A 23105-nucleotide genomic window follows, 5' to 3' on the forward strand; every position below is an offset into this window, starting at 1 on the left:
ACTGCTCAGGGCCGCAAGCTCCCTGCCTGCGCCGGCGCGCAGGCTCACCCCGAGCGGGGGACGGCAGAGCGACTCCCTGTCAGAGGTAGTGATGCGCCGTCACCCGGCAGTATTGACGCATATTTCGCCGCAATAGACACCAAATCGTAAAAAAGGGTCTGCAAGAGTGACGCGTTGTCAGGAATGCGTACACGTCGCACGCCTGTGCGGATCTGTTGCGTGGCCGCCGTGGGGAGCGCGCGGCCGGGCGCGGGCCGACCGGTGAAGTCCTTGAGCAAGCGGTGGTGCCAGGCCCGCCGCCGGGTCCTCGGCTGCCGCAGAGGGCTTCGTAAGATCAACGGATGACAGCAGCACCCAAGCCGGCGGCCCGCGTCGAGCAGAAGTGGGGCTTCGGCATGGCCCCGATCAAGCCGACCGTGCAGGCAGAGCGCATTCAGGCGGCCCGTACCGTGCTTGCGACCCTCGTGGACGGTCGTACGGCTGCCCTGGGGCGCCTCGACGATCTGTCCGTGATCAAAGGCTTGTTCACCCGGACCTACAAGAAGGACCAGTGGGACTGGTTCACGGTGTGGAGCCAGCTCGGCTTTCCGTCGTACCGGACGGTCAGGGGCGTCTCCGGGGACCTGCTGGGCCTGCGGAGGGCCATACAGGAGTGCGACACCGCGGCGACATCTCGGCTGATCGCGGCCCTCGGCAACCGTGATGTGGAGGCGATCCTCCAGCGGTTCATCGACGGCACCCCCCTGCGCAAGCCGGACCATGGCTTCATCTACGTCCTGTCGACACGGGAGATGCCCGGCATCCTCAAGGTGGGCTACACGGAGCGGGACGTGGCGACGCGTGCGCGGGAGATCAGCTCGTCGACGGGCGTCCCCATCCCTTACGGAGCGCGAGGTGCCTGGATGGTTCCGCACGCCCGCCAGGTCGAAGGCGAACTCCACGCGCTGCTTGCCGAGTACCGGCTGCGGGGTGACCGAGAGTTCTTCCGAGTGGACTACGGGCTGGCGGCCACGCTCATAGACGCATACGTCAAGGGCCTGCGGTCTCAGGCGCCGGCGTGATCACGCCGGCGACACGCGTCCGGCTTCGGGGCGCCACACGACGGTGGTGGCCCTGACGCCGGGAGGTGTCAGGGCCAGGCGCCACGACGGTCGATGCTTCGAGCGCTGTCGGGTCCTGCTCAGTACGTGGGGCAGAGGTGCGTGTGGACCGCATCGCGGATCTTGGCGGCCTTGGCCGGCCCGAATCCGTCCGGGTGGTTGGGCGAGGTGAACCTCTGGTTGGTGAGGTCGATCTGCTTCTGATCGTCCTTGGGGAAGTTGGCGATCGTTTCGCACTGGTTCCGGCCCCGGTCGACTGCCTTGTCGGGCTTGGTGTTGACGATGTCCGGGTCGATGGCGGTCAGGGCGGCGATGTATTTCGCCTGTGTCGCCGCATCCGGCTTGGGCGGAATCCCCTTGCCCTTGGGAGCCGCGGCGCCGGCCGACGGGCTGCTCGTCGCCTCGGACGCGGCGGGAGCGCTCGGCGCGGCTGGGTGTGCCCTTGCCGATGCGGCCGCACTACCGCCCCCGGGTTCAGCTGGGTGGCCGCGGGAGTGGCACTCCCTCCAACTACGAGAGGGACGTCGGCCTCCGGGGTGGTGGGACGGCGCGGAGGAGTTCCCACAAGGGGCGGGAGCCGCCGGCCCATTGGGCGAGGAGGTGGCGGTCGACGAGGTGGAGGCGCTGGGGCTGTGTCTGCTTCTCCCAGGCGGGCCACTTGATCGGGTAGACCACCGTCGACTGCGGCCGGGGTAACTCCGTCCCGGTCCCGGCACCCGTCCCGGTCCCGGCACCCGTCCCGGTACCGGCACCCGCAGTCGTGGTGCCGTTGCCGAGGATGAACCCTCCGATCACGAACAGGCCCAGCAGTGTGGTCTCGCGTCGCGCGCCGGCCGGGAGCCGGACGTGTCCATTGACCGGAGTTCCGTCCGACCGTACGTAGCCATTGATCCACGGCACAGCTGCATCCCCCTCACCAGTCGGTTACGCCTCCCTGCGCAACCAGCCCATGAAAGCACCTGCCGCTGACAGCCGGTCACCGATCAGTCGCTATTCGTCATCATCTGCCGAATCGCTGCGCCTTGCCCTCCGCGGTCGGGCTTCGATCCGCCCATGGCGCGGCGGAGTTGGTGCCCGGGGCTTCGTTCAGGAGCGGATGACGGAATCGAACCCGCGCTACGAGCTTGGGAATCTACTGCGCGGAATGTCTCATCCCGTGTACGGCAGCCAGGCGTTGTTGTTCTCGTTGTACCAGTAGCTGTGGCCGGTGTTCAGGGCGACCGTGCGGAACGGGCGGCCGTGGTCGTCGATGCGGGTGGTGCCCTTGCGGTCGCCACTGCTCCAGGCCAGTTCCAGGTACCAGCTGACGTCCTGACCGAGTGTGGCGGCGTCGATGTTCAGCACCTGGGGGTCGGTGGCGGAGACCTTGTACGGGAAGTCGGTCGAGGCCGTCGGCCGCTCGCCCTCCTTGCCGGGTACGGGCCTGGCCCTCGGGGAGGCATCGTCCAGGTTCACGGCGAAGGACGCCGGCACCAGCGCGCCGCCGCAACCGGCGCCCATGGTGTACGCGTTCCAGCCGGGAGCCTTGCGGCCGCTCACGACATGGACGTACAGCGCGTGCAGGACCGCGGCCTTGCCCTCGGTGCCCTGGACGGTCAGCTGCATGCGCAGGTGCCCCGCCGGGACGGCGGCCAGGGCCCGGGACCACCCATCGGTCGCCTGCCCGGCGGGGGGCGGGGGGACCGTGCCGGGCGCCTTGTCCAGGGCGAACCACTGGTCGCAGGGGCTGTCCCAGTTGTCGGGCAGGACGTTGACCGTGAACGGGGCGGTGGGGGAGGCCCCCTCCTTGGCGGTGACCGGCGAGGTGGACGCGGACGTTCCCGAGGGGGACGACGGTCCGGGGCTGGACGGGGGTGCGGAATCGGCTGGGGGCGTGGGTGACGACCCGCCGGACGGCAAGGCCGGGCCCGCCGCCGCCCGCTCGCGCGAGGACGGCTGGACGGCGCCGTGGCGCGCGTCCCCGTGACCCGTGTCTCCCATGGCGGAGACGGCGGCGGCGGTCCCCGCCACCGCGGCGGTGGCCACGGCGGCCGCAACGGCGAGCAGCAGCCGAGGACGCCGGGCCCCCGGTACGGAGGCCCGGGCGGGGCCCGGCTGGACAAGGGCGGCGGGGGCGTGTGCGGGTGCCTCCGGTGCCGGTGCCGGTGCCGGTGCCGGTGCAGGGGCGGGGGCCTCCGACGGTGCCGGCGTGGGAGCGGGGGTGGGCGCCGGGGTGGGTGGCTCCGCCGGTCCGGGTGCGTCCGTTGCCGCCGCGGGGGCGGGTGCCTCCGCAGCGGCAGGTCCGGGCGCCTGGGCGGACCCGGCCGAGGACGCCGGGGCCGGTTCGGGGTCGGTCTCCGCCTGCGGCCGGACCTCCGAAGCCTCCCCAGCCACCACCACCGATGCAGGCGGCACCTCCGCCGCGGCGTCACCGTCCCGCGGCGCCGCGGAGTTCGCGGCCCCCGACCCCGAGGCCTGCCCCTCCGTCGCCCCCCGCCGCCGCTCCACCAGCGCCAGCAGCCACTGCCGGTGCAGCGCGAGCAGCTCGTCGGCCGAGGCACCGCAGACTCGCGCGAACCGCTCCACCGGGGCGTAGTCCGCGGGCACCGCCGCGCCGCTGCAATAGCGGTGCAGCGTCGAGTTGCTGGAGTGCAGACGCTTCGCGAGCGTGCCGTAGCTGCGCCCCGAGCGCTCTTTGAATCCGCGCATCAGCTCCGCGAACCGCTCCGTCTCCGTGGCCATTCCACCCTCCCCCTCATCCCGGAAGCACGTTCCAGGGTCGCCCGATCGCCCAGGTGAGAGGGGTCGGGAGCGTTCCAGGGTTCCAACTATCCCGGTCCGGACGCCACTGGGACGAAACCGGCCCCACAGTTGCGTCATCAGCCGGTCGGTCCGCCATCGGATTCGGCGGTCGCAACGGGAGGGCCCCCACCCGCCCCACCGACCGCCCTCGGCCGCCTGCGGCATCAGCCGACCGGAACAGCAGCCCCACACAACGTCTCGTCAGGCGGAAAGCGGAAGCCTCCGTCTGACGACCGCACCGACACGGAGACTTCCCCATGCGCACCTACCGACTCCGCACCACCGCCCTGGCCGCCGCCACCGCCGGCCTCGCTCTGGCCCTGACCGCCTGCGGCGGCTCGGACAGCGCCGGCGGGCCGACCGCGAACCCCGCCGGGACCAAGAGCGCGGACAAGCAGGTCTCGACCGGGACCGTGACGCCGTCCGGGGAGGGCGCCTCCGCCGCCCCGTCCGCCGGCAAGGCCACCGGAACCGGCACGGCCACCGCCACCCCGGCGAAGGCCGGTTCGAGCGGCAAGAACACGGGGGACACCACCGGTGACTCCTACGCCTACACCCACCCCTGCTCGGCGCGGAACCTGACCGTCAAGGTCACTTCCCCGACGGGCACTCCGGCCACCGTCCGCGTCATCACCGTGACCAACAACGGTTCCACCTCCTGCGGTCTGGACTACTTCCCCACCGTCGGCTTCAGCGCCAAGGGCGGCGCGCTCGGTCTCCAGGCCACTGCCCCCGGTGGACTGGGCGGCGCCCCGGCGTACCCGGTGCACCCCGGCGCCACCGCGTACGCGGCCGTGGACCTCAACCCGTCGGGTGGCAACGGCCCCGTGGCCGACGAGGTCAACGTCCTCGCCGACAAGGAGCACATGCCGAACGCGGACGGCGTCAGCCTCCAGCTGGCCAAGCCGGGCAGCGTCGCCGACCCGAAGGTCGGCCTGTACCGCACCAACAGCCGCGACGCGCTGAGCGCCTTCTGAACGGAGTTCCAGGGGCCGCGGCCGCGGCCGTCCCACAGGATGTGTCGCCGGGCGGGCAAGGACACGATGGTGCGGGCCGGGCCAAGGCGTCTGGTGCGCTGACGCCGGGGCGGACCTGGCGGGGGCGTGCGCGCCCGAATGGCACTCCGTCGACGACCGAGGCCCGCCGGTCCCGACGGGCACGCTCGGTTCAGGCCGAGGGCGGCGGCGCGGAGGATCCGGCTGCGCGGCGGTACTCGGCGTTGATGCGCTGGGCTTCTTCGAGCTGGTCCTCAAGGATGATGATGCGGCAGGCGGCCTCGATGGGGGTGCCCTGGTCGACGAGTTCCCGGGCGCGGGCGGCGATGCGCAGCTGGTAGCGGGAGTAGCGGCGGTGTCCGCCGGCGGATCGGAGCGGGGTGATGAGGCGGGCCTCTCCGATGGCGCGGAGGAAGGCCTGGGTGGTGCCGAGTATCTCGGCGGCCCGGCCCATGGTGTAGGCGGGGTAGTCGTCGTCGTCGAGGCGGCCGAACGAGTCGTCTGCTGTCATTGAACCTCTCTCGTGGAACGCGTGGAGGGGCCCTGGTGCCGTACGGCACCAGGGCCCCGAAGGAACTACTACACCATCTGTCGGCCCTGATACTGCGCCGACCCTGTGTTTCCGCCGACCCGGCCGACACGCTGCCGGGAGTGCGGGGATCGCGGTTGCTTGACCGGAGACCACCTCACTATCGATGTCCTGCGGTACCCGGGCTCAGACTTCCGCCCGGGCGATCCTGATGGCGCCCAATCCCTCCGTTCATCCCTCGGATGATCAACCGCTTACTGCGGGTACTGCTCTCATGCGTACTGCTGGTGGCCTGCGTCAGCGCCACTCTTCGGCAGCCAGCCCCGTTGCCCGTCCTGCGTCTGCTCTGGCTTGGAACCCCACTGCCGAACTTCCCGGTGCGCGCGTCCGCAGCCGACGCCTTCACCGAGGTGCTGCTCACTGACTTCACTGCTGGGTACTGCGAACTGCACTTACGGGTACTGCTGCCCGGCAGTTCGTCTCTGCCGGGCACTGCTGTCTCTCTGGGCTACGAGAGAAACCATAACCACGCCACCATGCAATGTCTACTCCGGCCGCCATAGATTTTCGTACCCGTCGAGGAGAGCTGGATGTTCGCGGTCGGCCCAGGTGCGCAGAGCAGCCTGCACAGCAGATCAGGGGCTCGGGCCGCCCGTCCTGTGCGGCCATACCGGTGGATTCGGCCGACCCGTGGTCACCTCATCGCCCGAGCAACCGCCGTCACCCGGTCGAGAGAGGGGACGACCGGTGCATAAAATCGGCTCCCATGTCGAAGCCTGACGAGCTGCTCGTCGACGTTGCCACCCTGGTGGAGTCCGGGCAGAGCAATCAGATGTCCCTGACCGTTGTCACCGGTGGTGCTGTCATCACCGGTCGACTCGCACCCGAAGCCGTGTGGCGGCAGCGGGTGTCGGAGGTCCTGACGGATTCCGCCCGCCTGGGCGAGTTCGCCGCCATCTTCACCGCCACGACACCCCACGAGGGGCTGCCCACTCATCTGCACTTCCATGTGGCCCGCATCCTTCAGGGCACGGTGGGGATCCCGGAGACGGGTGGGATGTACCGCGTCTCGATCGCGGATGTCAGCGCCTGGACCATGGGCGACTTCAGCTACTCCGACCACTGACCGACATTCGCGTAAGAAACCCCGGGATACGGGGGAGGGCCCGACCGGCGCGTGCCGGTTGGGCCCTCTTCGCTGTTCGGGGTGTCGGCTCGCGCCCGGTCCCGTCCGTCAGACGGTCACCGGGATGCCGAGCATCGCGGAAGCCTGCTGGAGCGGGCTGAGGACACGCGTGGGCACGGCGGCCCGGGGGAGGCCGCGGCACGTGAACCCGAGCTGCGTCATGGCTCGGAGGACTTCACCGGCGCTGAAGTCACGGCGGTCCTGGCGGGTGATGACCTGACCGACCTGCTTGACGGGGTAGGTACGGCGGCCGATGATCACGGACTCGCCGGTGACCTGCTCGGGCTTGACGCCCTTCATCGACTCCAGGACACCGCTCTTGGTCAGGTCGAACGGGAAACGGGCGATGACACAGCGCATGGTGCCTCACAGGAAGAAGAAGGGACGGTCATGCCGCGGTGAGGCGGTTCAGCGGGCAAGGGCGAGGACGCCCAGAGCGCTGCCTTGGTCATCGACGACGGGCAGGGCATCGAGCCTGCGGTAGCGCATCGCGTGTTCGGCTTCGGCCATCGTGGTCATGGGCGAGGTGAACGGCCCACGGTCGCCGAGAACATCGCGGAGACGGACCTGGTCGGTGTACGCCGCGCTGTCGCGGATGGCCGTGAGCTGAGTCTGCGTGACCAGCCCGGTGCACAGGCCGTCCTCGTCGCAGACCAGCAGATGACCCGCGCGGGCACTGGCCGTGACGGCCAGGGCCACCTCGACCGTCATGTCGTCACAGACCTGGGGACCGGCCGCTTCCATCGCGTCGCCCACCATCGGGTGCACAGGGTTGGCGTTCGCCGAACGGGGCTGCATCTGGATCAACGTCAAAACGTGCCTCCTGCAGAGATGGGTCAGTTTCCTGATCACGTGTGCTCAGGCCGCCGCATCGAAGGCAGACTGCCGCACGCTCACACGCCGGGCCGTCGAGGCGGGCCGTCGCCCGCCCCGGGAAGCGGCGTTGCGCTTGGCGCGTTCGACGACCGGTGCGGTGATGACGACGGGGACGCCGGAGGGTGCCTGGGCGCCGGTGATCCGGTTCAGGGCCTCTTCGCCCGAGCGGACCTGCGTGGTCTGCGGGGTGATCCCGGCAGCCTCCATGAGGCGGGTCATGTCGCGGCGCTGGTTGGGGGTGACGAGCGTGACGACGCTGCCGGACTCGCCGGCGCGCGCGGTGCGGCCGCCGCGGTGCAGGTAGTCCTTGGGGTCGGTCGGCGGGTCGACGTTCACGACGAGGTCGAGGTTGTCGACGTGGATGCCGCGCGCCGCCACGTTCGTCGCGACCAGCACGGTGACGTGTCCGGTCTTGAACTGGGCCAGGGTGCGGGTGCGCTGGGGCTGCGACTTCCCGCCGTGCAGGGCGGCGGCCCGGACACCGCTGTCCAGCAGGTCCTGGGTCAGCCGGTCCACGGCGTGCTTGGTGTCCAGGAACATCATCACCCGACCCTCGCGCGCCGCGATCTCCGTCGTCGTGCGGTGCTTGTCGGCGCCGTGGACGTGCAGCACGTGGTGCTCCATCGTCGTCACCGCACCGGCCGAGGGGTCCACCGAGTGCACGACGGGGTCGGTGAGGTAGCGGCGGACCAGCAGGTCGACGTTGCGGTCGAGGGTGGCGGAGAACAGCATCCGCTGCCCCTCGGGACGTACCTGGTCGAGCAGGGCGGTGACCTGCGGCATGAAGCCCATGTCGGCCATCTGGTCGGCCTCGTCGAGGACGGTGATCGCGACCTGGTTCAGTCGGCATTCGCCACGGACGATGAGGTCCTTCAACCGGCCGGGCGTGGCCACGACGACCTCCGCGCCTCCGCGCAGCGCTCCGGCCTGCCTGCCGATCGACATGCCGCCGACGACCGTGGTCAGGCGCAGCTTCACGGCGCGGGCGTACGGGGTGAGGGCGTCGGTCACCTGCTGGGCCAGCTCGCGGGTGGGGACGAGGACCAGGGCCAGCGGCTGACGGGGCTCGGCGCGCTGTCCGGCGGTGCGGGCCAGCAGCGCGAGGCCGAAGGCGAGCGTCTTGCCGGAGCCGGTGCGCCCACGGCCGAGCACGTCACGGCCCGCGAGGGTGTTGGGCAGCGTGGCGCCCTGGATCGGGAAGGGCACCGTCACGCCCTGCGTGCGGAGGGCGGCCAGCAGCTCGACCGGCATGTCGAGAGCGGTGAAGGCCTCGACGGCGGGCAGCGCGGGAGTGATCGTCTTCGGCAGGGCGAACTCGCCTTGGGGCGCGGCGGGCCGGCGGCCGTAGCCGCCCGAGCGGCTCGGACGCCCGGAACGGCTCGGGGCCGACGGGCCGAAGCGGCTGCCCCGCTCCGAACCGGCGGCAGCGCCGAAAGCGGGGCCGCCGGTGCGGCTGCGGGTGCGGGAGGAACGGTCGTTCGTACGTGTGCGGTTCATTCAGAACCTTCCTTGATACGGCACGCATCAAGGAATTCCCGCAGCGGAAACGCAGTGCAGGGAATCGCGAGAACGGGCCGAATGGAATGCGAGAGCGGCTCTGGCCTACAGGGATTCTGTACGGTCGCAGGCGCTGAGATGGGGTGGCGTCATGCGGACGCGAAACCAAGAGAAATTGAGGGGGTGGAGCGCCGGGCAGGCTGTAACCCTGAATACTTCGTCACGCAGGTGACACCACTGCGGGAAAAGCGTGCAGCTGGGGCCCGCACCCCGAGGGATGCGGGCCCCAGCTACGAAATGCGCGTCAGCGTCAGGCGGGAACGATGTTCTCGGCCGTCGGGCCCTTCTGGCCCTGCGCGATGTCGAAGGTGACCTTCTGGCCTTCCAGCAGCTCGCGGAAGCCCTGGGTGGCGATGTTCGAGAAGTGGGCGAAGACATCGTCGCCGCCACCGTCCTGCTCGATGAAGCCGAAACCCTTGGCCGCGTTGAACCACTTCACGGTGCCAGATGCCATGTCATATCTCCTTTGGGGCAGTACACCAGCATCCGCACTGTACGGACACCGTGTCGCCGCGATGATGCCCCGCCGGAAAATGATCCCGGAAATATGAAGCGCTCGAATGTGGCGCGGAGGCCGACTGGAGCGCTTGAAGTTTTTGGGTACCAAAACTGCAACCGAGATCGACAGTAGCATGCTGCAGCGTCTTGTGTGCGTTAAATATCTCCATCGTGTGCGGTGCGGAAAAACTCTCCCGGTGGGGTCCGTTGAACTCTCTGGCCGCGGGGATAGATATTGATTCCCCCCGGGTGCAGCGTTTCGGGAGCAAGGGCGTCCGCCGACTGCGACGTGCAGACCATCGGGACTGCACGTCTGTTCCCCGGCCGCTCTCGTCGCGAGCGCCCGCGTCGTTGGTTCGCCGCGAGTCCCACTCCACACGCGCAACCTCCCTCGCTGAGCAGTCTCGACACTTTCGTTTACCTCGCCCGGCCGATCGTTACTACTGGGCGCGGATCCGGCTCCCGGATGCTGAGGCTGTTGTGGCCTTCGGATGGCGGGAGTGGGTATGGAACGCGGTGATCGGACGCCCTCGGGCGACCATCGGGGCGTGCGCCGGAAGGTGCCGGTGGTCCTGAAGGTGCTCGCGGCAGTGGCCGGCGTGGGGATCCTGCTGTTCGGTGTGCTCGGCTCGCCCAGCCGTGCGCTGTCGAGGTCGTCCGACACCATCGGCGAGCGGGAGATGGTGCGCATCACCGGCCCGTCCAACAAGACGGTCGAGGTACTGGCGCTGATCGACACAGGTGCCACGTCCTCGTCGATGGACACCAAGCTGGCAAAGAGTCTCGGTTTCGATCTCGCTCACGCGCCGAAGGTGACGGTCGGTTCGTCTCTCGGCCGGGAGCAGCGTCCCGTGGTCGATGCGGTGATGCAGCTCGCCGATCGGTCGTTCGTCTCCAAGGTCAACGTCAACAGCCGTGCCAAGCGCGAGACGCCGGTGCTGCTCGGACGCCAGGACGTCCAGGGACTCCAGGTGGCTGTGGGCAAGCGGTTGCTGACCCGGCCGGACACGACCACCGCGCCGTCCGCCTTGAAGATCTTGTTTGCCAAGGCACCGGCGATCGACGCGGTGTCGCTGATGTCGCTGCTGCCACTCGCCGCCCTGCTGATCGTCGTACTGAGGGTCGTCGTCGGGCTGAACACCCTCGGCACCTTCAGCCCGGTTCTGCTGGCGATGGCGTACGCGCAGGCAGGGCTGACGTTGGGCATCCCCCTGACGCTGGCGATGTTCGCGCTGGGATTCGTCGTGCAACCGCTGCTGCTCCGCCTCCACCTGCCGCGTGTCGCCCGGCTCGGCGCCCTGATCGGAGTGGTCACCACCTGCCTCATCGGGGCTCAGCTCGCGCTGGGCAGCGCGGGGCTCTCCGACTCATGGGGGATGGCGCTGCCCGTCGTCGTCACCGCGATCATCATCGAACGCCTGTGGGAGCAGTGGGACATCGACGGCGTACGGGCCGCGGCCGTCGGGGCGGCCCTGACCATGGGCACGGCGGTCCTGGTGGCGCTGCTCCTGCTCACGCCGTACGTCCGTCACCTCGCCGAGAGGGTGCCGCTGCAACTGGCGGTCGTCTGTGCCGTGTGGACGGTGCTCGTCGGAACCTACCGCGGGCTGCGGCTGATGGAACTCCTCCGATTCGCGCCCACCGCCCGGGTGCAGGACGCGGCGTCGTGATCCGGCTCCGCGGCTGGGACGACGTCATGGGGATGAACCTGCGCAATGCCCGGATCTCACGGGAGAACGCGTCGGCTGCGATCCGGCTCGTCAACGACAAGTACGCCACCAAAGAGGCGCTGCTGTCCGTGGGCGCGCCGACCTCCCCGACCCTGGCACTCCTGCGGTCCCGGCGTGAGATCGCGGCACTGGACTGGGACGGCCTGCCCGACTGCTGGGCGCTGAAGCCGAATCAGAGCCTGGGCGGCAGCGGCATCCTCCTGTCCTTCGGCCGGCGAAGGCGTGACTGGCGGTCTTCTTCGGGCAAGAAGATCCCAAGGCCGATGGTCGCCGATCAGCTGCGCCGGATCCTGGACGGGGATTTCTCCCCGCGGCCGAACGACTGGGCCATGTTCGAACCGCTGATCCGCGCGGATCCCGCTCTGGCACTCCTGTCCCATCAGGGGCTGCCCGACATCCGCGTCATCTGCGTCGGCGACGAGCCGCAGCTGGCGATGTTGCGGCTGCCGACGCGCTTCAGCGGCGGCCGGGCCAACCTGCACCAGAAGGCCATCGGTGCGGCCGTGGACCTGGCCACCGGACGGATCACGTACGCCCTCGTCGGGAAGGAGCCGATCGAGGCCCATCCCGACACGGGGCAACCGCTGATCGGCGCGACCGTCCCGCACTGGACCGGGGTACTCGACGCCGCGCGCCGGTGCGCGGGAGCGACCGGCCTGCGGTACCTCGGTGCGGACATCGTCGTCGACGCCGACCGCGGTCCGCTGATCCTGGAGGTCAACGCCCGCCCGGGCCTGCAGATCCAGAACGTCACCGGCCACGGCCTGATCACCGCCACCACACAGCCGAGGAGGCATTGATGCGCTGGACCGCACTGTTGTTCAAGGTCGCCGTCGCGGGGGCCGCGGGCGCATTCCTGGCCGCGAGCGTCGCCGGGGCGAAGCCGCCACGGCCGGCCCCCGATCCCCACACCGTCAAGGAGATACCCGTGACCCCGGACCGGGCGGAGGAACTGACCGAGCTGAGGAACACACCGCCCGGTTCGGCGGCTCCCGCGCCTGCCCCGCCGCCGGCGACGCACACCCCGCGCCCCCGGCCGACGGCGGCCGAGCCGACCCCTCACCTCCTCAAGTCCCCCTCCCCGGTCTCCACCGGCGCCGGTCCGGCGGAGAGCGGCCCGCCCGCTCCCGTTCCCGCTGGAAGGCAGAGGAACTGACCCCATGAGACACCCCGCGAGGACCACGCTGGTCTCGGCGGCCACGACGGCTGACAGGACGAGTGCGCGAAGCTCGTCGACGGCCGGAGCGCACCGCTGAACCCCCAGGGGAAGCGGGCCGCCCGGAGGCGGGTCACCGGTCGGGCAGGAGTCCGGCCTCGTGGGCCACGATGGCCGCCTGGACGCGGTTGGCGCAGTCCAGCTTGGTCAGCATCCGGCTCACGTGCGCCTTGATCGTTCCCTCTCCGAGGTGCAGCTGCCTGCCGATCTCGGCGTTGGACGCCCCGGCGGCGACCATCACCAGCACCTCGCGCTCACGATCGGTGAGGGTCGCGACCCGGTCCAGTCGCGGATCCGTGGGGCCCTTGTCGTGGCTGAGGAACCGGCCGATGAGCTGTCTCGTGATCTGCGGGGACACGATCGGCTCGCCGCGCGAGACCAACCGGACCGCCCGGATGAGCTCCTGCGGGGTGCTGTCCTTCAGCAGGAAGCCCGCCACCCCCGCTCGCAGCGCCCGGGCCACGTACTCGTCCTCGCCGAACGTGGTCAGCATGACGACCCGCACCGAGGGTGCCCGTTCGGAAATGCGCTCGGCCGCCAGGAGTCCGTCGCTGCCGGGCATCTGGATGTCGAGGAGTGCGACGTCGACTTGGTGTGCTGCGGCAAGCCGGGTGGCCTCGTGTCCGTCGGAAGCCTCGGCGACCACCTCGATGTCCTCGGCGTGTTCGAGGACGAGCTTGATGCCGGCCCGGACCAGATCCTGGTTGTCGGCGAGGAGAACACGTATCACGACAGGGGCCTCACTGAGCGGTTCGGTCCACGGCGAGCTCGACGACCTCGACGAGCCGGCCGGAGCTGAAGCAATAGCGGTGCACGACCGCCGTCGGCGACGGCAGCTCACCGGCGCCGACGTGGTAGTCACATGTGGTGCCGGCGGGCCGGACGGGCTCCTGCTCGCGGACGGTGGCCTCGGCGAGCGGATCGCTCGGACCGAACTCGCGGACGAACTCATCGTGCGAGACCCCGCTCTGCGAAGACTCCGGCAGCCCGTCCTCCACCGGGTACGGGACGAAGGCCAGCGTGGCGAACTGCAGCGAGACGATGCCCACGAGCCCGAGCCCGAGCGCCGCGGCCGTCGCACCACGGGTCAGCCACCTGGAGGTGGCCGCCTGCGCCGCGCGCCTGCCGCCCAGCTGTGGCCGCTGGGCCACCCCGGCTGCCAGGTTGGCGCGGGCGTCCAAGGGGATGCACGCGCCGACGGCGAACCCGCCGTCCGGCGTGTGCTCGGCCCGCAGCGTGCTGCCCAGCAGGCGAAGCCGCTCATCCAGGCCGACCAGCCCGAGATCGCTGCCGGGAAGGGGGCGCGCCGGGCGGTCGGCCGGCCGGGGGCCGTTGCGGACCTCGACCCACACCTGCCGCGTGTCGCGCCGGACGACAACCTCGACGGCCGACGCCGCGGCGTGCTTGTGCACGTTGGTCAGTGCCTCGCGGATCACCCGGTGCACAGCCCGTCGGGCGGATGGGGCGGCCTCTGTGAGATCGTCCCCGGCCCAGTCCAGGTGCACGGCGATGCCGGCCGCCCGGGAGTCGGCGACCAAGGCGTCGACGTCGGCCCGAGTGCCGGTCACATCGGTCAGGGGCTCGGACTTCTCCGCCGTCGGATCCCCGGCACGCAGCACCCCCAGAACCCCGCGCAGCTCCTGCATCGCCTCCCGCGCCGAGCTGTGCACGAGCACCGCTGTCTGGTGCATCTCGGGATGACGTCCTTCGCTGGCCATCTCCAGACCGCCGGAGTGCAGTGCGACCAGGCTCAGCCGGTGGCCGAGCAGATCGTGCATCTCTCCGGCTATCCGGGACCGTTCCCGCAATCTGGACTGCTCCTCGGCGGAGCGGTGTGCCTGCTCAAGAGAGGAACTGCGCTCCCGCAGTGCCCTGACCAGCCGTTCGCGCTGGCCGACCAGCGCCCCGACCAGGCCGGGCAGCACGCCGCACACGACCCCGGTGACGAGTACCACCATGACCGAGTACCGCAGCAGTGGCAGAGGCCCCTCGGCCGCGATGACAGCGGTCACGGCGGTCGGTACGGCCAGACATGCAGCTGACAGAGCAAGTCTGCGCGGCAGGCTCGACCAGCGCAGACCCGCCGCATAGGCCACGATCGCCAGCGCGCCGCCGGTCAGCGGATCGACCCCCACCAGGCCCGCCACGACCACGACGGCGACCGACGGCGCCCGTCGGCGGATCAGTACGGCCGACACGGCGCAACCGGCCACTGCGACAGGGGCCGCCGACCCACCGAACAGCCCGGCTGCGACGCCCCAGCTGTCGACCCAGCCGAACAGGACCCACCCGGTGGCACCCGCCACGGCGATCAGGGTGAGGTCGGCGACGACTCGGTACGAACGGTCCCGCACGGCAGTCAGTTGCCGTTGCGGTAGTAGTCCATCGAGATCGTCACCGGACCGCTGTCGGCCACGGTGATCACTCGCACGATCGCGATGTCGTGTGTGCTGCGTGAGCGCACACAGAAGGCTCGTCCGGCCGGCAGGTCGCCGAAGGCGAGGGACGTCGCCGGTTGCCGGTCGATGGCCGCCCCGCACTCGGCCGGGGTCGGCCGGCCGCTGGGGGTGATGGAGGCGTCGCTGTCCGACGGGCTCAGGAACCCGTCGGCGTTGTGCCCCACGGCCCACGGGGTGGACCGCGCGGGTGTGAGCGTGCCGCTGGTGATGTCGAAGTCGTAGGAGTCGTCGGGTGCGGTCAGGACCGTCTCGGTGTACGCCGCGGCGTACGTGGCCGTGCTCGCCGCCGTGTCGGGGCTGGTGTCGTCGGACGTTCCCGTGTCTCCGAGGATCTGGTCGGCTTCGACGACGAGAAGCACGCCGCCGACCGCGCCGCCGAGCGCCATCACCAGCGCCACCACGAGCACCGCCCTCCAGGACGCGCGCTTGCGGCGACGGCGGCGGGGCTTGGCCTGCTCGGGTGGCGCCGGAGCGGCGACGGTCGCAGGCGGTGTGGGCGCCGGGGCGGTCGACATCCGGGTCGGTGGGTGCGGGGCGCCGAAGGAGCCGGGCGGTGCCTGGGCGGGAACGGAGGCGGGGGAGACGGCCGTGGGAAGGTGCGGCCGCAGGTCGCAGCGGCGGGTGATGTCGGTGCTGACCCCCAGGGGCAGCCAGTCGTCGGCGAAGCGCAACTGCCCGCCCACGGCGGGGTGGGTGCGGGCGGCCTCGATGATCTCGGCGGGAGCCGGCCGGTCCTCGGGCCGCTTCGCCAGGCAGCGCAGCAGCAGCGCGCGCAGGTCACCCGGGACGCGGTCGAGACCGGGTTGCTCGTTCACCACGCGGTACAGCACCGCGGTTTCCGGCCCCTCACCGAACGGCGGAGTGCCGCTCGCCACGTAGGCTGCCAGCGCCCCCAGCGCGAAGACGTCCGTCGCGGGGCCGGCCGGCCGGCCCAGGGCCTGCTCGGGCGCCATGAAGGCGGGGGAGCCGATCCGGAACCCGGTGCCGGTCAGCGCGACGGCGTCGGCCGCGCGGGCGATGCCGAAGTCGATCACGAGCGGTCCGTCGGCCGCGAGCAGCACGTTGGCGGGCTTGAGGTCCCGGTGCACCACCCCGACGCCGTGGATCGCCTGCAGTGCCTCCGCGACCCCGCCCATCAGGAGCAGCACCGTGCGCACCGGCAGCGCGCCGTGTTCCCGTACCACCTGCTGCAGCGACGGGCCCGGCACGTACGCGGTGGCCAGCCAGGGCACCTCGGCGTCCGCACCGGAGTCGATCACCTGCGCGGTGTACAGGCCGTGGATCCGCCGGGCGTTGGCCACCTCGTGCGCGAACCGCCGCCGGAACTCCGGGTCCTGTGCGAACTCCGGCCGGACCGTCTTCAGGGCGACGGGCCGGCCGCCGGGTGTGTACGACAGGTAGACCCGCCCCATGCCGCCGGCCCCGAGCCGGGCGTGCAGCCGGTAGCCGCCCACTTCGCCCGGGTCGTCGGGCCGCAACGGCTGGAAGACCGCCCGCGCGAGCGAGGAGTCCGGGGTCGGATCGTTGGGCATGCGGAAGGTCTCCAGTGGTACGTACGAGCTGTGAGGCGGCTGTTCAGCAGGTCTTCCCGTCCGGGACCGGCTTGAGGTCGAGGAGGTAGGAATCCACGGCGTCGGTGACGCAGGCGCTGCGGCCGTAGGCGGTGTGGCCCGGCCCCCGGAAGGTGAGCAGCATGCCGCCGGGCAGCTGGGCGGCGAGGCTCTTCGACCACTCGTAGGGCGTGGCCGGGTCGCCGGTGGTGCCGACGACCAGGGCCGGGGGGAGGCCCTCGGCCCGGACGCGGTGCGGCTTCTGCGCTCCGGCGGGCCAGTCCTTGCAGACGAGCTCGGCGAGGACGCCCGAGGTGCCGAAGGCGCCGGCCTCGCGGTTCGCCCGGTCGAGCAGGTCCCAGTAGGGCTGCGGGTCCCTGGGGTGCGGCTGGTCCAGGCAGTTGACGGCGACGAGGGCGTCGGAGGAGTTGCCCGGAGGCTGGTCTTCGGTGGCGCCGGACCCGGATCCGGAGCCGTCGGAGCTGTCGTCCTGAGCCGGTATGCCCGGGTTCGCGAGCGCGGCGAGTTTGGTCCCGTCGCCCTGCTGTGCGGCGCGGAGCGCCTCGGACAGGGGCTGCCACTGGGACTCGGGTGAGTACATCGACATGCTGACGGCGGTGTTCAGCATGGCCTGGTCGAGTCGGTCGTCAGTGCCCTTGATGCGCAGCGGGCGCTTGGAAACCCGCGCGTACAGGTCGGTGATCACCTTGCGGATGCCGTCGGGGGTGCCGGCGGGACAGGTGTCCCCCGCCACGGAGGCGCATTGCCCGGCGTAGTCGTCCACCGCCTTCCGGAAGCCCTTGGCCTGCTGGAGGGCCGTCTCGGACCAGTCGAGCGAGGGGTCGACCGCGCCGTCGAGGACGAGGGCCCGCACCCGGCGCGGGAACAGCTCGCCGTAGACCGTGCCGAGGTAGGTGCCGTAGGACCAGCCGAGGTAGGTGAGCTTCTCGTCGCCGAGGGCTGCTCGCAGCACGTCCAGGTCGCGGGCGGCGTCCAGGGTGCCCACATGCGGCAGGATCGCGCCGCTGCGGGCCTTGCAGGCGGCGGTCTGGCGTTCGGCGTCGGTGAGTTCGGCGTGACGTTCGGCGTCGGTCTTCGGATACAGACCTGTCGACGTGTCGCCGGCGCCGGATGCCGGCTGGTCCTCGGCGGCGGGGTCCGAGGACCCGCAGTCGACGGCGGGCTTGCTGCCGGCCACGCCGCGCGGATCGAAGCCGACGATGTCGAAGCGGGCGCGGGCCCGCTCGCTGAAGGACGACAGCCCGCCGGACCTCAGCTGGTCGACCCCCGACTCGCCCGGGCCTCCGGGGTTGAAGACCAGCGAACCGATGCGCCGGGCGGGATCCGCCGTGACGGCCTTGGCCAGCGGCAGGGTGAAGGTCCGGCCGTCCTCGGGGTGTGCGTAGTCCATGGGGACGGTCAGCGTGGCGCACCGCAGCTCACCGCATCGCTTCCAGGACAGCTTCTGCCGGTAGAAGCCCTGCAGCTCGGGCCGGCCGGCGGGATCGACGGACACGGCTCCTTTGCCGGGCGGGCGCGCGCCGTCACCTGCCGGGCCGCAGCCGGTGAGTGCCGTCGCGCCGAGTGCGGCCAGGGCCAGGATCAGGCCGCCGCGCTTGAGGGCCGGGTGCTTCATGGGAGTACTCCGTCGGGACTGGTCGGCGCCGGTTCACGGCGTGCGCAGGGCACGGGCGTGCGACCGGCGCCGTGGAGCGGGGAGGCGGCCGCCTGCGGCCTGCCCCCCGGACGTGGGGCCGGGTGGGGTGGGGGGCCCACGCCCGGGGGTGTCTTGAGTCACCGCGTGTTCGATTCCGCTGTGACCTGGATGGATGGTCGCTGAGGGAACCTGAGGATTTGATGAGGCAGGCCCCGGGGCCTGCCTGACCGGCGGGGCTATCCTGACCGCCGTGCGAGTACTGGTGGTCGAGGACGACGGTGATCTGCGGTTCGCGGTGTCCGCGGCGCTGCGCTCCGAAGGGCTGGCCGTCGACGAGGTCGCCGATCTCCCGGCCGCCGACGAGGCACTGTTCGTCACCGGGTACGACTGCGTGGTGTTCGACCGGACCCTGCCCTCCGGAGACGCCATCGACTACGTGGACAAGCTGCGGCGCGCCGGGCGGACCGTTCCGGTGCTGTTCCTCACGGCCCGCGACACCGTCGCCGACCGGGTCGCGGGGTTCGCCGTGGGCGGCGACGACTACCTGGTCAAGCCGTTCGCCGTGCCCGAGCTGGTGGCCCGGGTGCACAACCTGTGCCGGCGATCGGGTGCGGCCCGGCCACCGGTGCGGCGCATTGCCGACCTGGAGATCGACACCGCCCGCCGGCAGGTGCACCGGGGCGGCGTGCTGCTGATCCTGACCCGCAAGGAGTTCGCCGTACTGGAACTCCTCGCCGCCCGGGCGGACCAGGCCGTACCGCGCGCCGAGCTGATCGAGAAGTGCTGGGACGAGATGGCCGAGCCGAGCTCCAACGTCGTCGAGGTACTGGTCTCCCAGCTCCGCCGCAAGCTCGGCGACCCACCGCTGATCCACACCGTCCGAGGAGTGGGCTACCGCCTGGCACCACTCACCACCGGCCGCGCATGACGGCGGCCGAGGCCCGCGCCCGCAGGTTGCGCCGACGGCTCACCGCTCTGTTCACCCTGACCAGCGCGGTCGGGCTGATCGCGCTCGCGGCGTTCGCCATCCGCACCGACGACCACTCCTGGCGCAACCAGCTCGACGACGCACTCAACCTCCAGACCAGCCGGGCGATCCCCCTGCTGGGCACCGGCGAGAACGGCAGACCCGACGTCCAGGCATTGAAGGACGGCATCGAGACCGAGTGCCCACTGCTCACCGTGGTGGCCACGAAGGCGGACAAGTCCACCATCGTCTACCAGCCGCGCCGGGCCTGCGTGGGGCCGCGGAACGAGGACATCGAGGAGGCGGCCGCCGCAGCCGTGAAGGAGGGGGAGGCGATCGCCACCGACGTCCTCGGCGAGGAGGGCCAGGAGATCCGGCTGGTCGCCGAGCCCTACGCGGCGGCCGACGGTGCGGCACCGGAGGGGGCGCTGGTCGCCGCGGCGGACATGTCCGCGGACCAGGCCGCGCACCGTCGGCTGACGCTGCTCCTGATCGGCGGCTGCGCCGGCCTGGTGGCCCTGTCCGCCGCGGCCGGGCACCTGCTCTCCGGACGCGCCATCCGACCCGCGCTGACGGCACTGCGCCAGCAGGAGGAGTTCCTCGCCGACGCGGCCCATGACCTGCGCACCCCGGCCGCCTCGCTGCGCATCCTCGCGGAGACCGCGCTGCGCGACGACGCCAGCCGGGACGCCGCGCTGGAAAGGACCGTGCGTCTGGCGGACCGGATGGGCGACCTCATCGACGGCCTGCTGACCCGCGCCCGGATGACGGCAGGCGTCAGCGCCCCGGACCGCCGGCCCATGCGCCTGGACCAGCTCGTCGAGGCGGTCGCCGAGGACACCGAGACCGGCGGGCACCATGTGACCGTACGCACCGAACCGGTCGTCGTGGTCGCGGACCCCGACCTCCTCCGGCGGGCGGTGGCGAACCTGCTCGGCAACGCCCTCGTCCACGGCCACGCCCCCGGCCGGCCCGCGGAGGTCGAGCTCACCGTGACCGCCGACGGCACACTGACCGTCGACGACGCAGGGCCGGGCGTACCCCGGGAACTGGCCGACTCGCTCTTCCAGCGTTTCCGCAGCGGCTCCGCCTCCGGCTCCAGCGGCCTCGGCCTCTCCATCGCCTCCTGGGTCGCCCACGCCCACGGCGGCACCCTCGCCACCACCACCAGCCCACGCGGAGGCGCCCGCTTCATCCTCCACCTCGCGCCACGGACGAAGTAGCCCGTCCCGGGTGGCGGCGCCAAGTCCGATTGCTCCGAGAGCTGTTCGGAGACACGAAGAAGGCCCAGGTCGCTGACCTGGGCCTTCTCTCAAGAGCGGATGACGGGAATCGAACCCGCGCTATAAGCTTGGGAAGCTCATGTTCTACCATTAAACTACATCCGCACGGTGGTCCAGTTGCCTGGAGCCTTACCGTTGCACACTGTACCCCATGATCGACCCGCGGTGAATTCCCCCGTGGTGCGGCGGTCCCGGAAGTGGTGCAGCAGGGTTCGTGTGTGCGGGAGTTGGGGCGTAGCGTGAGGGGGCGGAGCGGCGGCTGGAGCGGGTCCCGATCATCCCCTAATGTGGCGATTCATCGCAGTACGGCTCGTTGGGGAAAGGGACTCGATGGAGCACACAGTCGTCCGTTGTGCCGAAGGGCATGTTTTCAGTACCGCCTCGTTCCCGTTGCAGCACCTCGGTGCCGGCCGGATCGGTCCCGGGCGGCTGCTGCGCTGTCCGCGGTGCGCGCGGCTGAGGCACGCGGTGCCCGTGGGCGGCGTCAAGAGGTAGCGGACGGGCCCGGCACGGCGGGCGCGCGGGCGTCGCTCCGATTGGGGGTGGCCCGCGCGCTCTGCGTATCCTCGGGACGTGCTTCTCTCCGACAAAGACATCCGGGCCGAGATCGACAGCGGACGGGTTCGCATTGACCCGTTCGACGAGTCGATGGTGCAGCCCTCCAGCATCGACGTGCGTCTCGACCGGTTCTTCCGGGTCTTCGAGAACCACCGCTACGCGCACATCGACCCCGCGATCGAGCAGCCCGACCTGACCCGCATGGTCGAGCCGGAGGGGGACGAGGCCTTCATCCTCCACCCGGGCGAGTTCGTCCTCGCCTCGACGTACGAGGTCATCTCGCTGCCCGAGGACATCGCCTCCCGCCTGGAGGGGAAGTCCAGCCTGGGCCGTCTGGGTCTGGTGACGCATTCGACCGCCGGGTTCATCGACCCCGGGTTCTCGGGTCACGTGACCCTGGAGCTGTCGAACCTCGCCACCCTGCCGATCAAGCTCTGGCCGGGCATGAAGATCGGGCAGCTGTGCCTGTTCCGTCTCAGCTCGCCCGCGGAGTTCCCGTACGGCAGCGAGCGCTACGGATCCAGGTACCAGGGGCAGCGCGGCCCGACCGCCTCGCGCTCCTTCCAGAACTTCCACCGCACCCAGGTGAGGCACGAGGCATGAGCGCAGTACGGGAGAACCTGACCTACGAGGGGTTCGGCAACGCCGTCCGCGAGCTGGCGCAGACCATCGCCGACGACGGCTACGAGCCGGACATCATCCTCAGCATCGCCCGCGGCGGCGTGTTCGTGGCCGGCGGTCTGGCGTACGCGCTCGACTGCAAGAACATCCACCTCGTGAACGTGGAGTTCTACACCGGCGTGGGCACGACCCTCGAAATGCCGGTCATGCTGGCGCCGGTGCCCGAGGCGATCGACTTCACCGACAAGAAGGTGCTGATCGCCGACGACGTCGCCGACACCGGCAAGACGCTCAAGCTGGTCCACGACTTCTGCCTCGGCCACGTCGCCGAGGTCCGGTCCGCGGTCATCTACGAGAAGTCGCACTCCCTCGTGAAGTGCGAGTACGTGTGGAAGAAGACCGACGAGTGGATCAACTTCCCGTGGTCGGTCGAGCCGCCCGTGGTCAAGCGCGAGGGCCAGGTCCTCGACGCGTGAACGACGAGAGGGGCCCGGCGCGCGATGCGCGCCGGGCCCCTCTCGCGTACCCGGGGCTAGAGGGTCCCGAGCTTGATGATCGACAGGAGGGCGACCAGCTGGATGGCGGAGGCGCCGAGCGCCTTCTGCCACGGCAGGTCGTGCGACTTGCTGATCAGTGAGGTGAACAGGGCGCCGGCGGCCACCCAGGTGGCCCAGCCGAGGATCTGGACGAGCATGTTGTCGCCGCCCAGGAAGATCGCGAAAAGCAGGCGCGGCGCGTCCGTGAGCGACATGACCAGCATCGACAGGCCGACCGTCGGCTGCCACGCGCCGTCGCCGCCCAGCTGGCGGGCCAGGGTGTGGGTGACCCCGCCGAGGATCAGTCCGCAGATGACGAAGGCCACGCCGGTGCTGAGGGCGATCGGGACCGCCTGGGTGAGGGTCGCCTTGATCGCGTCCTCACGGGCCTTGTCGAAGCCGAAGACCGCGAGCAGGCCGTAGAGGAAGGTGACGGTCAGAGCCGGGCCCCAGACGGCGTAGTCGCGCATCTGGAAGAAGGTCGGCCCGGGGCGCAGGACGATGCCGCGCAGCAGGTCCTTCCACGGCAGCCGCGGTCCGGCGGGGGCGGCCGGGGCGACGCCCGCCTGGTAGGTCGCGCCGTTGCCGTACGGGTCCTCGCCGACGGAGAACGCCTGGGTGTGACCCGGGTCGTTCGCGTACGAGGGCTCGTGCGGGGGCGCGTACTGGCCCTGCGGCGGCTGCTGCGCGTGCGGCTGGCGGCCGTACGGGTCGAAGTACTCCGGCTCGTCGTGGCCCGCGCCGCCGCCCTGCTGCGGCCAGTGCTGCTGCGGTGGCGGCCCGGCGTTCGGGTACGGCTGGTGGCCGTACGGCGGCTGCGGCGCGCGTGGCGCCTGCTGCTGCCCGTACGGCTGCTGCCGCGGGGTGTGCGGGGGTTGTTGCGGGGGGCGGTTGTTGTCCCGGCCCCGTCCGATCCTGAATCCAGCCACGTGATCGAAAGTACCTGCTCCGCGCGGCGGCCGTGGCCGGGCCGCCAGAACCCGCGGCCTTTGCGGCTGACCTGTGA

21 protein-coding genes, 1 tRNA gene and 1 pseudogene are annotated in these 23105 nt (G+C 71.0%); 10 read left to right on the forward strand and 13 right to left on the reverse strand.

The annotated features are described in order from the left end of the window. Positions 1-341: 341 nt before the first annotated feature. A complete protein-coding gene (locus tag SLAV_RS19990) occupies positions 342-1061 on the forward strand; it encodes a GIY-YIG nuclease family protein (protein ID WP_030224842.1) in 720 nt (239 codons plus the stop codon). A gap of 549 nt (positions 1062-1610) precedes the next feature. On the opposite strand, the pseudogene SLAV_RS20000 reads toward SLAV_RS19990, so the two are convergent. Next, a pseudogene (locus tag SLAV_RS20000) lies at positions 1611-1727 on the reverse strand (restriction endonuclease); the annotation flags it as partial. A gap of 522 nt (positions 1728-2249) precedes the next feature. Further along, positions 2250-3821 (reverse strand): helix-turn-helix domain-containing protein, encoded by a 1572-nt coding sequence (locus SLAV_RS20005; protein WP_037686138.1) that lies wholly within the window; start codon positions 3819-3821, stop codon positions 2250-2252. A 317-nt stretch (positions 3822-4138) separates the two neighbouring features. Between SLAV_RS20005 and SLAV_RS20010 the strand changes: the two genes are divergently transcribed. Next, positions 4139-4858, forward strand: a complete 720-nt coding sequence (locus SLAV_RS20010) for a DUF4232 domain-containing protein (RefSeq protein ID WP_030224837.1) — start codon at positions 4139-4141, stop codon at positions 4856-4858. 190 nt (positions 4859-5048) lie between these two features. Here the strand turns inward: SLAV_RS20010 and SLAV_RS20015 are convergent, their stop codons facing one another. Further along, entirely contained in the window at positions 5049-5387 is a 339-nt protein-coding gene (locus tag SLAV_RS20015; RefSeq protein ID WP_100660921.1) for a MerR family transcriptional regulator, read from the reverse strand. 784 nt (positions 5388-6171) lie between these two features. Between SLAV_RS20015 and SLAV_RS20020 the strand changes: the two genes are divergently transcribed. Continuing rightward, positions 6172-6531, forward strand: coding sequence for a hypothetical protein (locus SLAV_RS20020; protein WP_030228777.1), 360 nt, complete (start codon positions 6172-6174; stop codon positions 6529-6531). Positions 6532-6639: 108 nt separating this feature from the next. On the opposite strand, the gene SLAV_RS20025 is transcribed toward SLAV_RS20020, so the two are convergent. From SLAV_RS20025 to SLAV_RS20040, 4 genes are all read right to left on the reverse strand, one after another. Further along, positions 6640-6951, reverse strand: coding sequence for an SCO5918 family protein (locus SLAV_RS20025; RefSeq protein ID WP_030228775.1), 312 nt, complete (start codon positions 6949-6951; stop codon positions 6640-6642). A gap of 48 nt (positions 6952-6999) precedes the next feature. After that, complete coding sequence (locus SLAV_RS20030) at positions 7000-7404, reverse strand: CBS domain-containing protein (protein ID WP_030228773.1); 405 nt, start codon at positions 7402-7404, stop codon at positions 7000-7002. A 45-nt stretch (positions 7405-7449) separates the two neighbouring features. Then, on the reverse strand, positions 7450-8964 hold the full coding sequence (locus tag SLAV_RS20035; protein WP_030228770.1) for a DEAD/DEAH box helicase: 1515 nt from the start codon (positions 8962-8964) through the stop codon (positions 7450-7452). Positions 8965-9274: 310 nt separating this feature from the next. Then, positions 9275-9478, reverse strand: coding sequence for a cold-shock protein (locus SLAV_RS20040; protein ID WP_030228768.1), 204 nt, complete (start codon positions 9476-9478; stop codon positions 9275-9277). 592 nt (positions 9479-10070) lie between these two features. Here SLAV_RS20040 and SLAV_RS20045 point away from each other — a divergent pair. Genes SLAV_RS20045 through SLAV_RS20055 form a run of 3 tightly spaced genes read left to right on the forward strand, consistent with a single transcriptional unit; the run spans position 10071 to position 12408 of the window. Beyond that, the gene (locus tag SLAV_RS20045) at positions 10071-11192 is read left to right on the forward strand and encodes a 7TM domain-containing protein (protein WP_158740611.1); all 1122 of its coding nucleotides are present in this window, start codon (positions 10071-10073) and stop codon (positions 11190-11192) included. Beyond that, positions 11189-12052, forward strand: a complete 864-nt coding sequence (locus SLAV_RS20050; protein WP_037686888.1) for a sugar-transfer associated ATP-grasp domain-containing protein — start codon at positions 11189-11191, stop codon at positions 12050-12052. The genes SLAV_RS20045 and SLAV_RS20050 overlap by 4 nt, the downstream gene beginning before the upstream one ends. After that, positions 12052-12408 (forward strand): hypothetical protein, encoded by a 357-nt coding sequence (locus SLAV_RS20055; protein ID WP_030228760.1) that lies wholly within the window; start codon positions 12052-12054, stop codon positions 12406-12408. The genes SLAV_RS20050 and SLAV_RS20055 overlap by 1 nt, the downstream gene beginning before the upstream one ends. Before the next feature lie 133 nt (positions 12409-12541). On the opposite strand, the gene SLAV_RS20060 is transcribed toward SLAV_RS20055, so the two are convergent. Genes SLAV_RS20060 through SLAV_RS20075 form a run of 4 tightly spaced genes read right to left on the reverse strand, consistent with a single transcriptional unit; the run spans position 12542 to position 18113 of the window. Further along, on the reverse strand, positions 12542-13198 hold the full coding sequence (locus tag SLAV_RS20060; RefSeq protein ID WP_030228758.1) for a response regulator: 657 nt from the start codon (positions 13196-13198) through the stop codon (positions 12542-12544). A gap of 10 nt (positions 13199-13208) precedes the next feature. Next, the gene (locus tag SLAV_RS20065) at positions 13209-14822 is read right to left on the reverse strand and encodes a sensor histidine kinase (RefSeq protein ID WP_051840650.1); all 1614 of its coding nucleotides are present in this window, start codon (positions 14820-14822) and stop codon (positions 13209-13211) included. Positions 14823-14827: 5 nt separating this feature from the next. Further along, positions 14828-16459: a serine/threonine-protein kinase gene (locus SLAV_RS20070; protein WP_051840648.1), complete on the reverse strand. Its 1632-nt coding sequence runs from the start codon at positions 16457-16459 to the stop codon at positions 14828-14830. Between the two features lie 43 nt (positions 16460-16502). Next, positions 16503-18113, reverse strand: coding sequence for an alpha/beta hydrolase (locus SLAV_RS20075; protein ID WP_030228752.1), 1611 nt, complete (start codon positions 18111-18113; stop codon positions 16503-16505). Positions 18114-18384: 271 nt separating this feature from the next. Here SLAV_RS20075 and SLAV_RS20080 point away from each other — a divergent pair, with 271 nt between their 5' ends. Together SLAV_RS20080 and SLAV_RS20085 are read left to right on the forward strand one after the other, a co-directional pair. Then, positions 18385-19062 (forward strand): response regulator transcription factor, encoded by a 678-nt coding sequence (locus SLAV_RS20080; protein WP_030228749.1) that lies wholly within the window; start codon positions 18385-18387, stop codon positions 19060-19062. Next, a complete protein-coding gene (locus tag SLAV_RS20085) occupies positions 19059-20324 on the forward strand; it encodes a sensor histidine kinase (protein ID WP_037686886.1) in 1266 nt (421 codons plus the stop codon). Before SLAV_RS20080 ends, SLAV_RS20085 begins: the two co-directional genes overlap by 4 nt. Before the next feature lie 94 nt (positions 20325-20418). Here SLAV_RS20085 and SLAV_RS20090 read toward each other — a convergent pair. Beyond that, a tRNA-Gly gene (locus SLAV_RS20090) sits at positions 20419-20489 on the reverse strand. A gap of 468 nt (positions 20490-20957) precedes the next feature. On the opposite strand from SLAV_RS20090, the gene dcd reads away from it, so the two are divergent. Continuing rightward, on the forward strand, positions 20958-21545 hold the full coding sequence (gene dcd / locus SLAV_RS20100) for a dCTP deaminase (protein ID WP_030228744.1): 588 nt from the start codon (positions 20958-20960) through the stop codon (positions 21543-21545). Beyond that, positions 21542-22039 carry a phosphoribosyltransferase gene (locus SLAV_RS20105; RefSeq protein WP_030228732.1) on the forward strand — a complete coding sequence of 166 codons (498 nt, stop codon included), beginning with the start codon at positions 21542-21544 and terminating at the stop codon, positions 22037-22039. Before dcd ends, SLAV_RS20105 begins: the two co-directional genes overlap by 4 nt. Positions 22040-22095: 56 nt before the next feature. Here the strand turns inward: SLAV_RS20105 and SLAV_RS20110 are convergent, their stop codons facing one another. After that, positions 22096-23028, reverse strand: a complete 933-nt coding sequence (locus SLAV_RS20110) for a Yip1 family protein (protein ID WP_030228729.1) — start codon at positions 23026-23028, stop codon at positions 22096-22098. Positions 23029-23105 lie beyond the last annotated feature (77 nt).

The sequence above is a fragment of the Streptomyces lavendulae subsp. lavendulae genome (genome assembly GCF_002803845.1).
GTDB classification, from domain to species: Bacteria; Actinomycetota; Actinomycetes; order Streptomycetales; family Streptomycetaceae; genus Streptomyces; species Streptomyces lavendulae.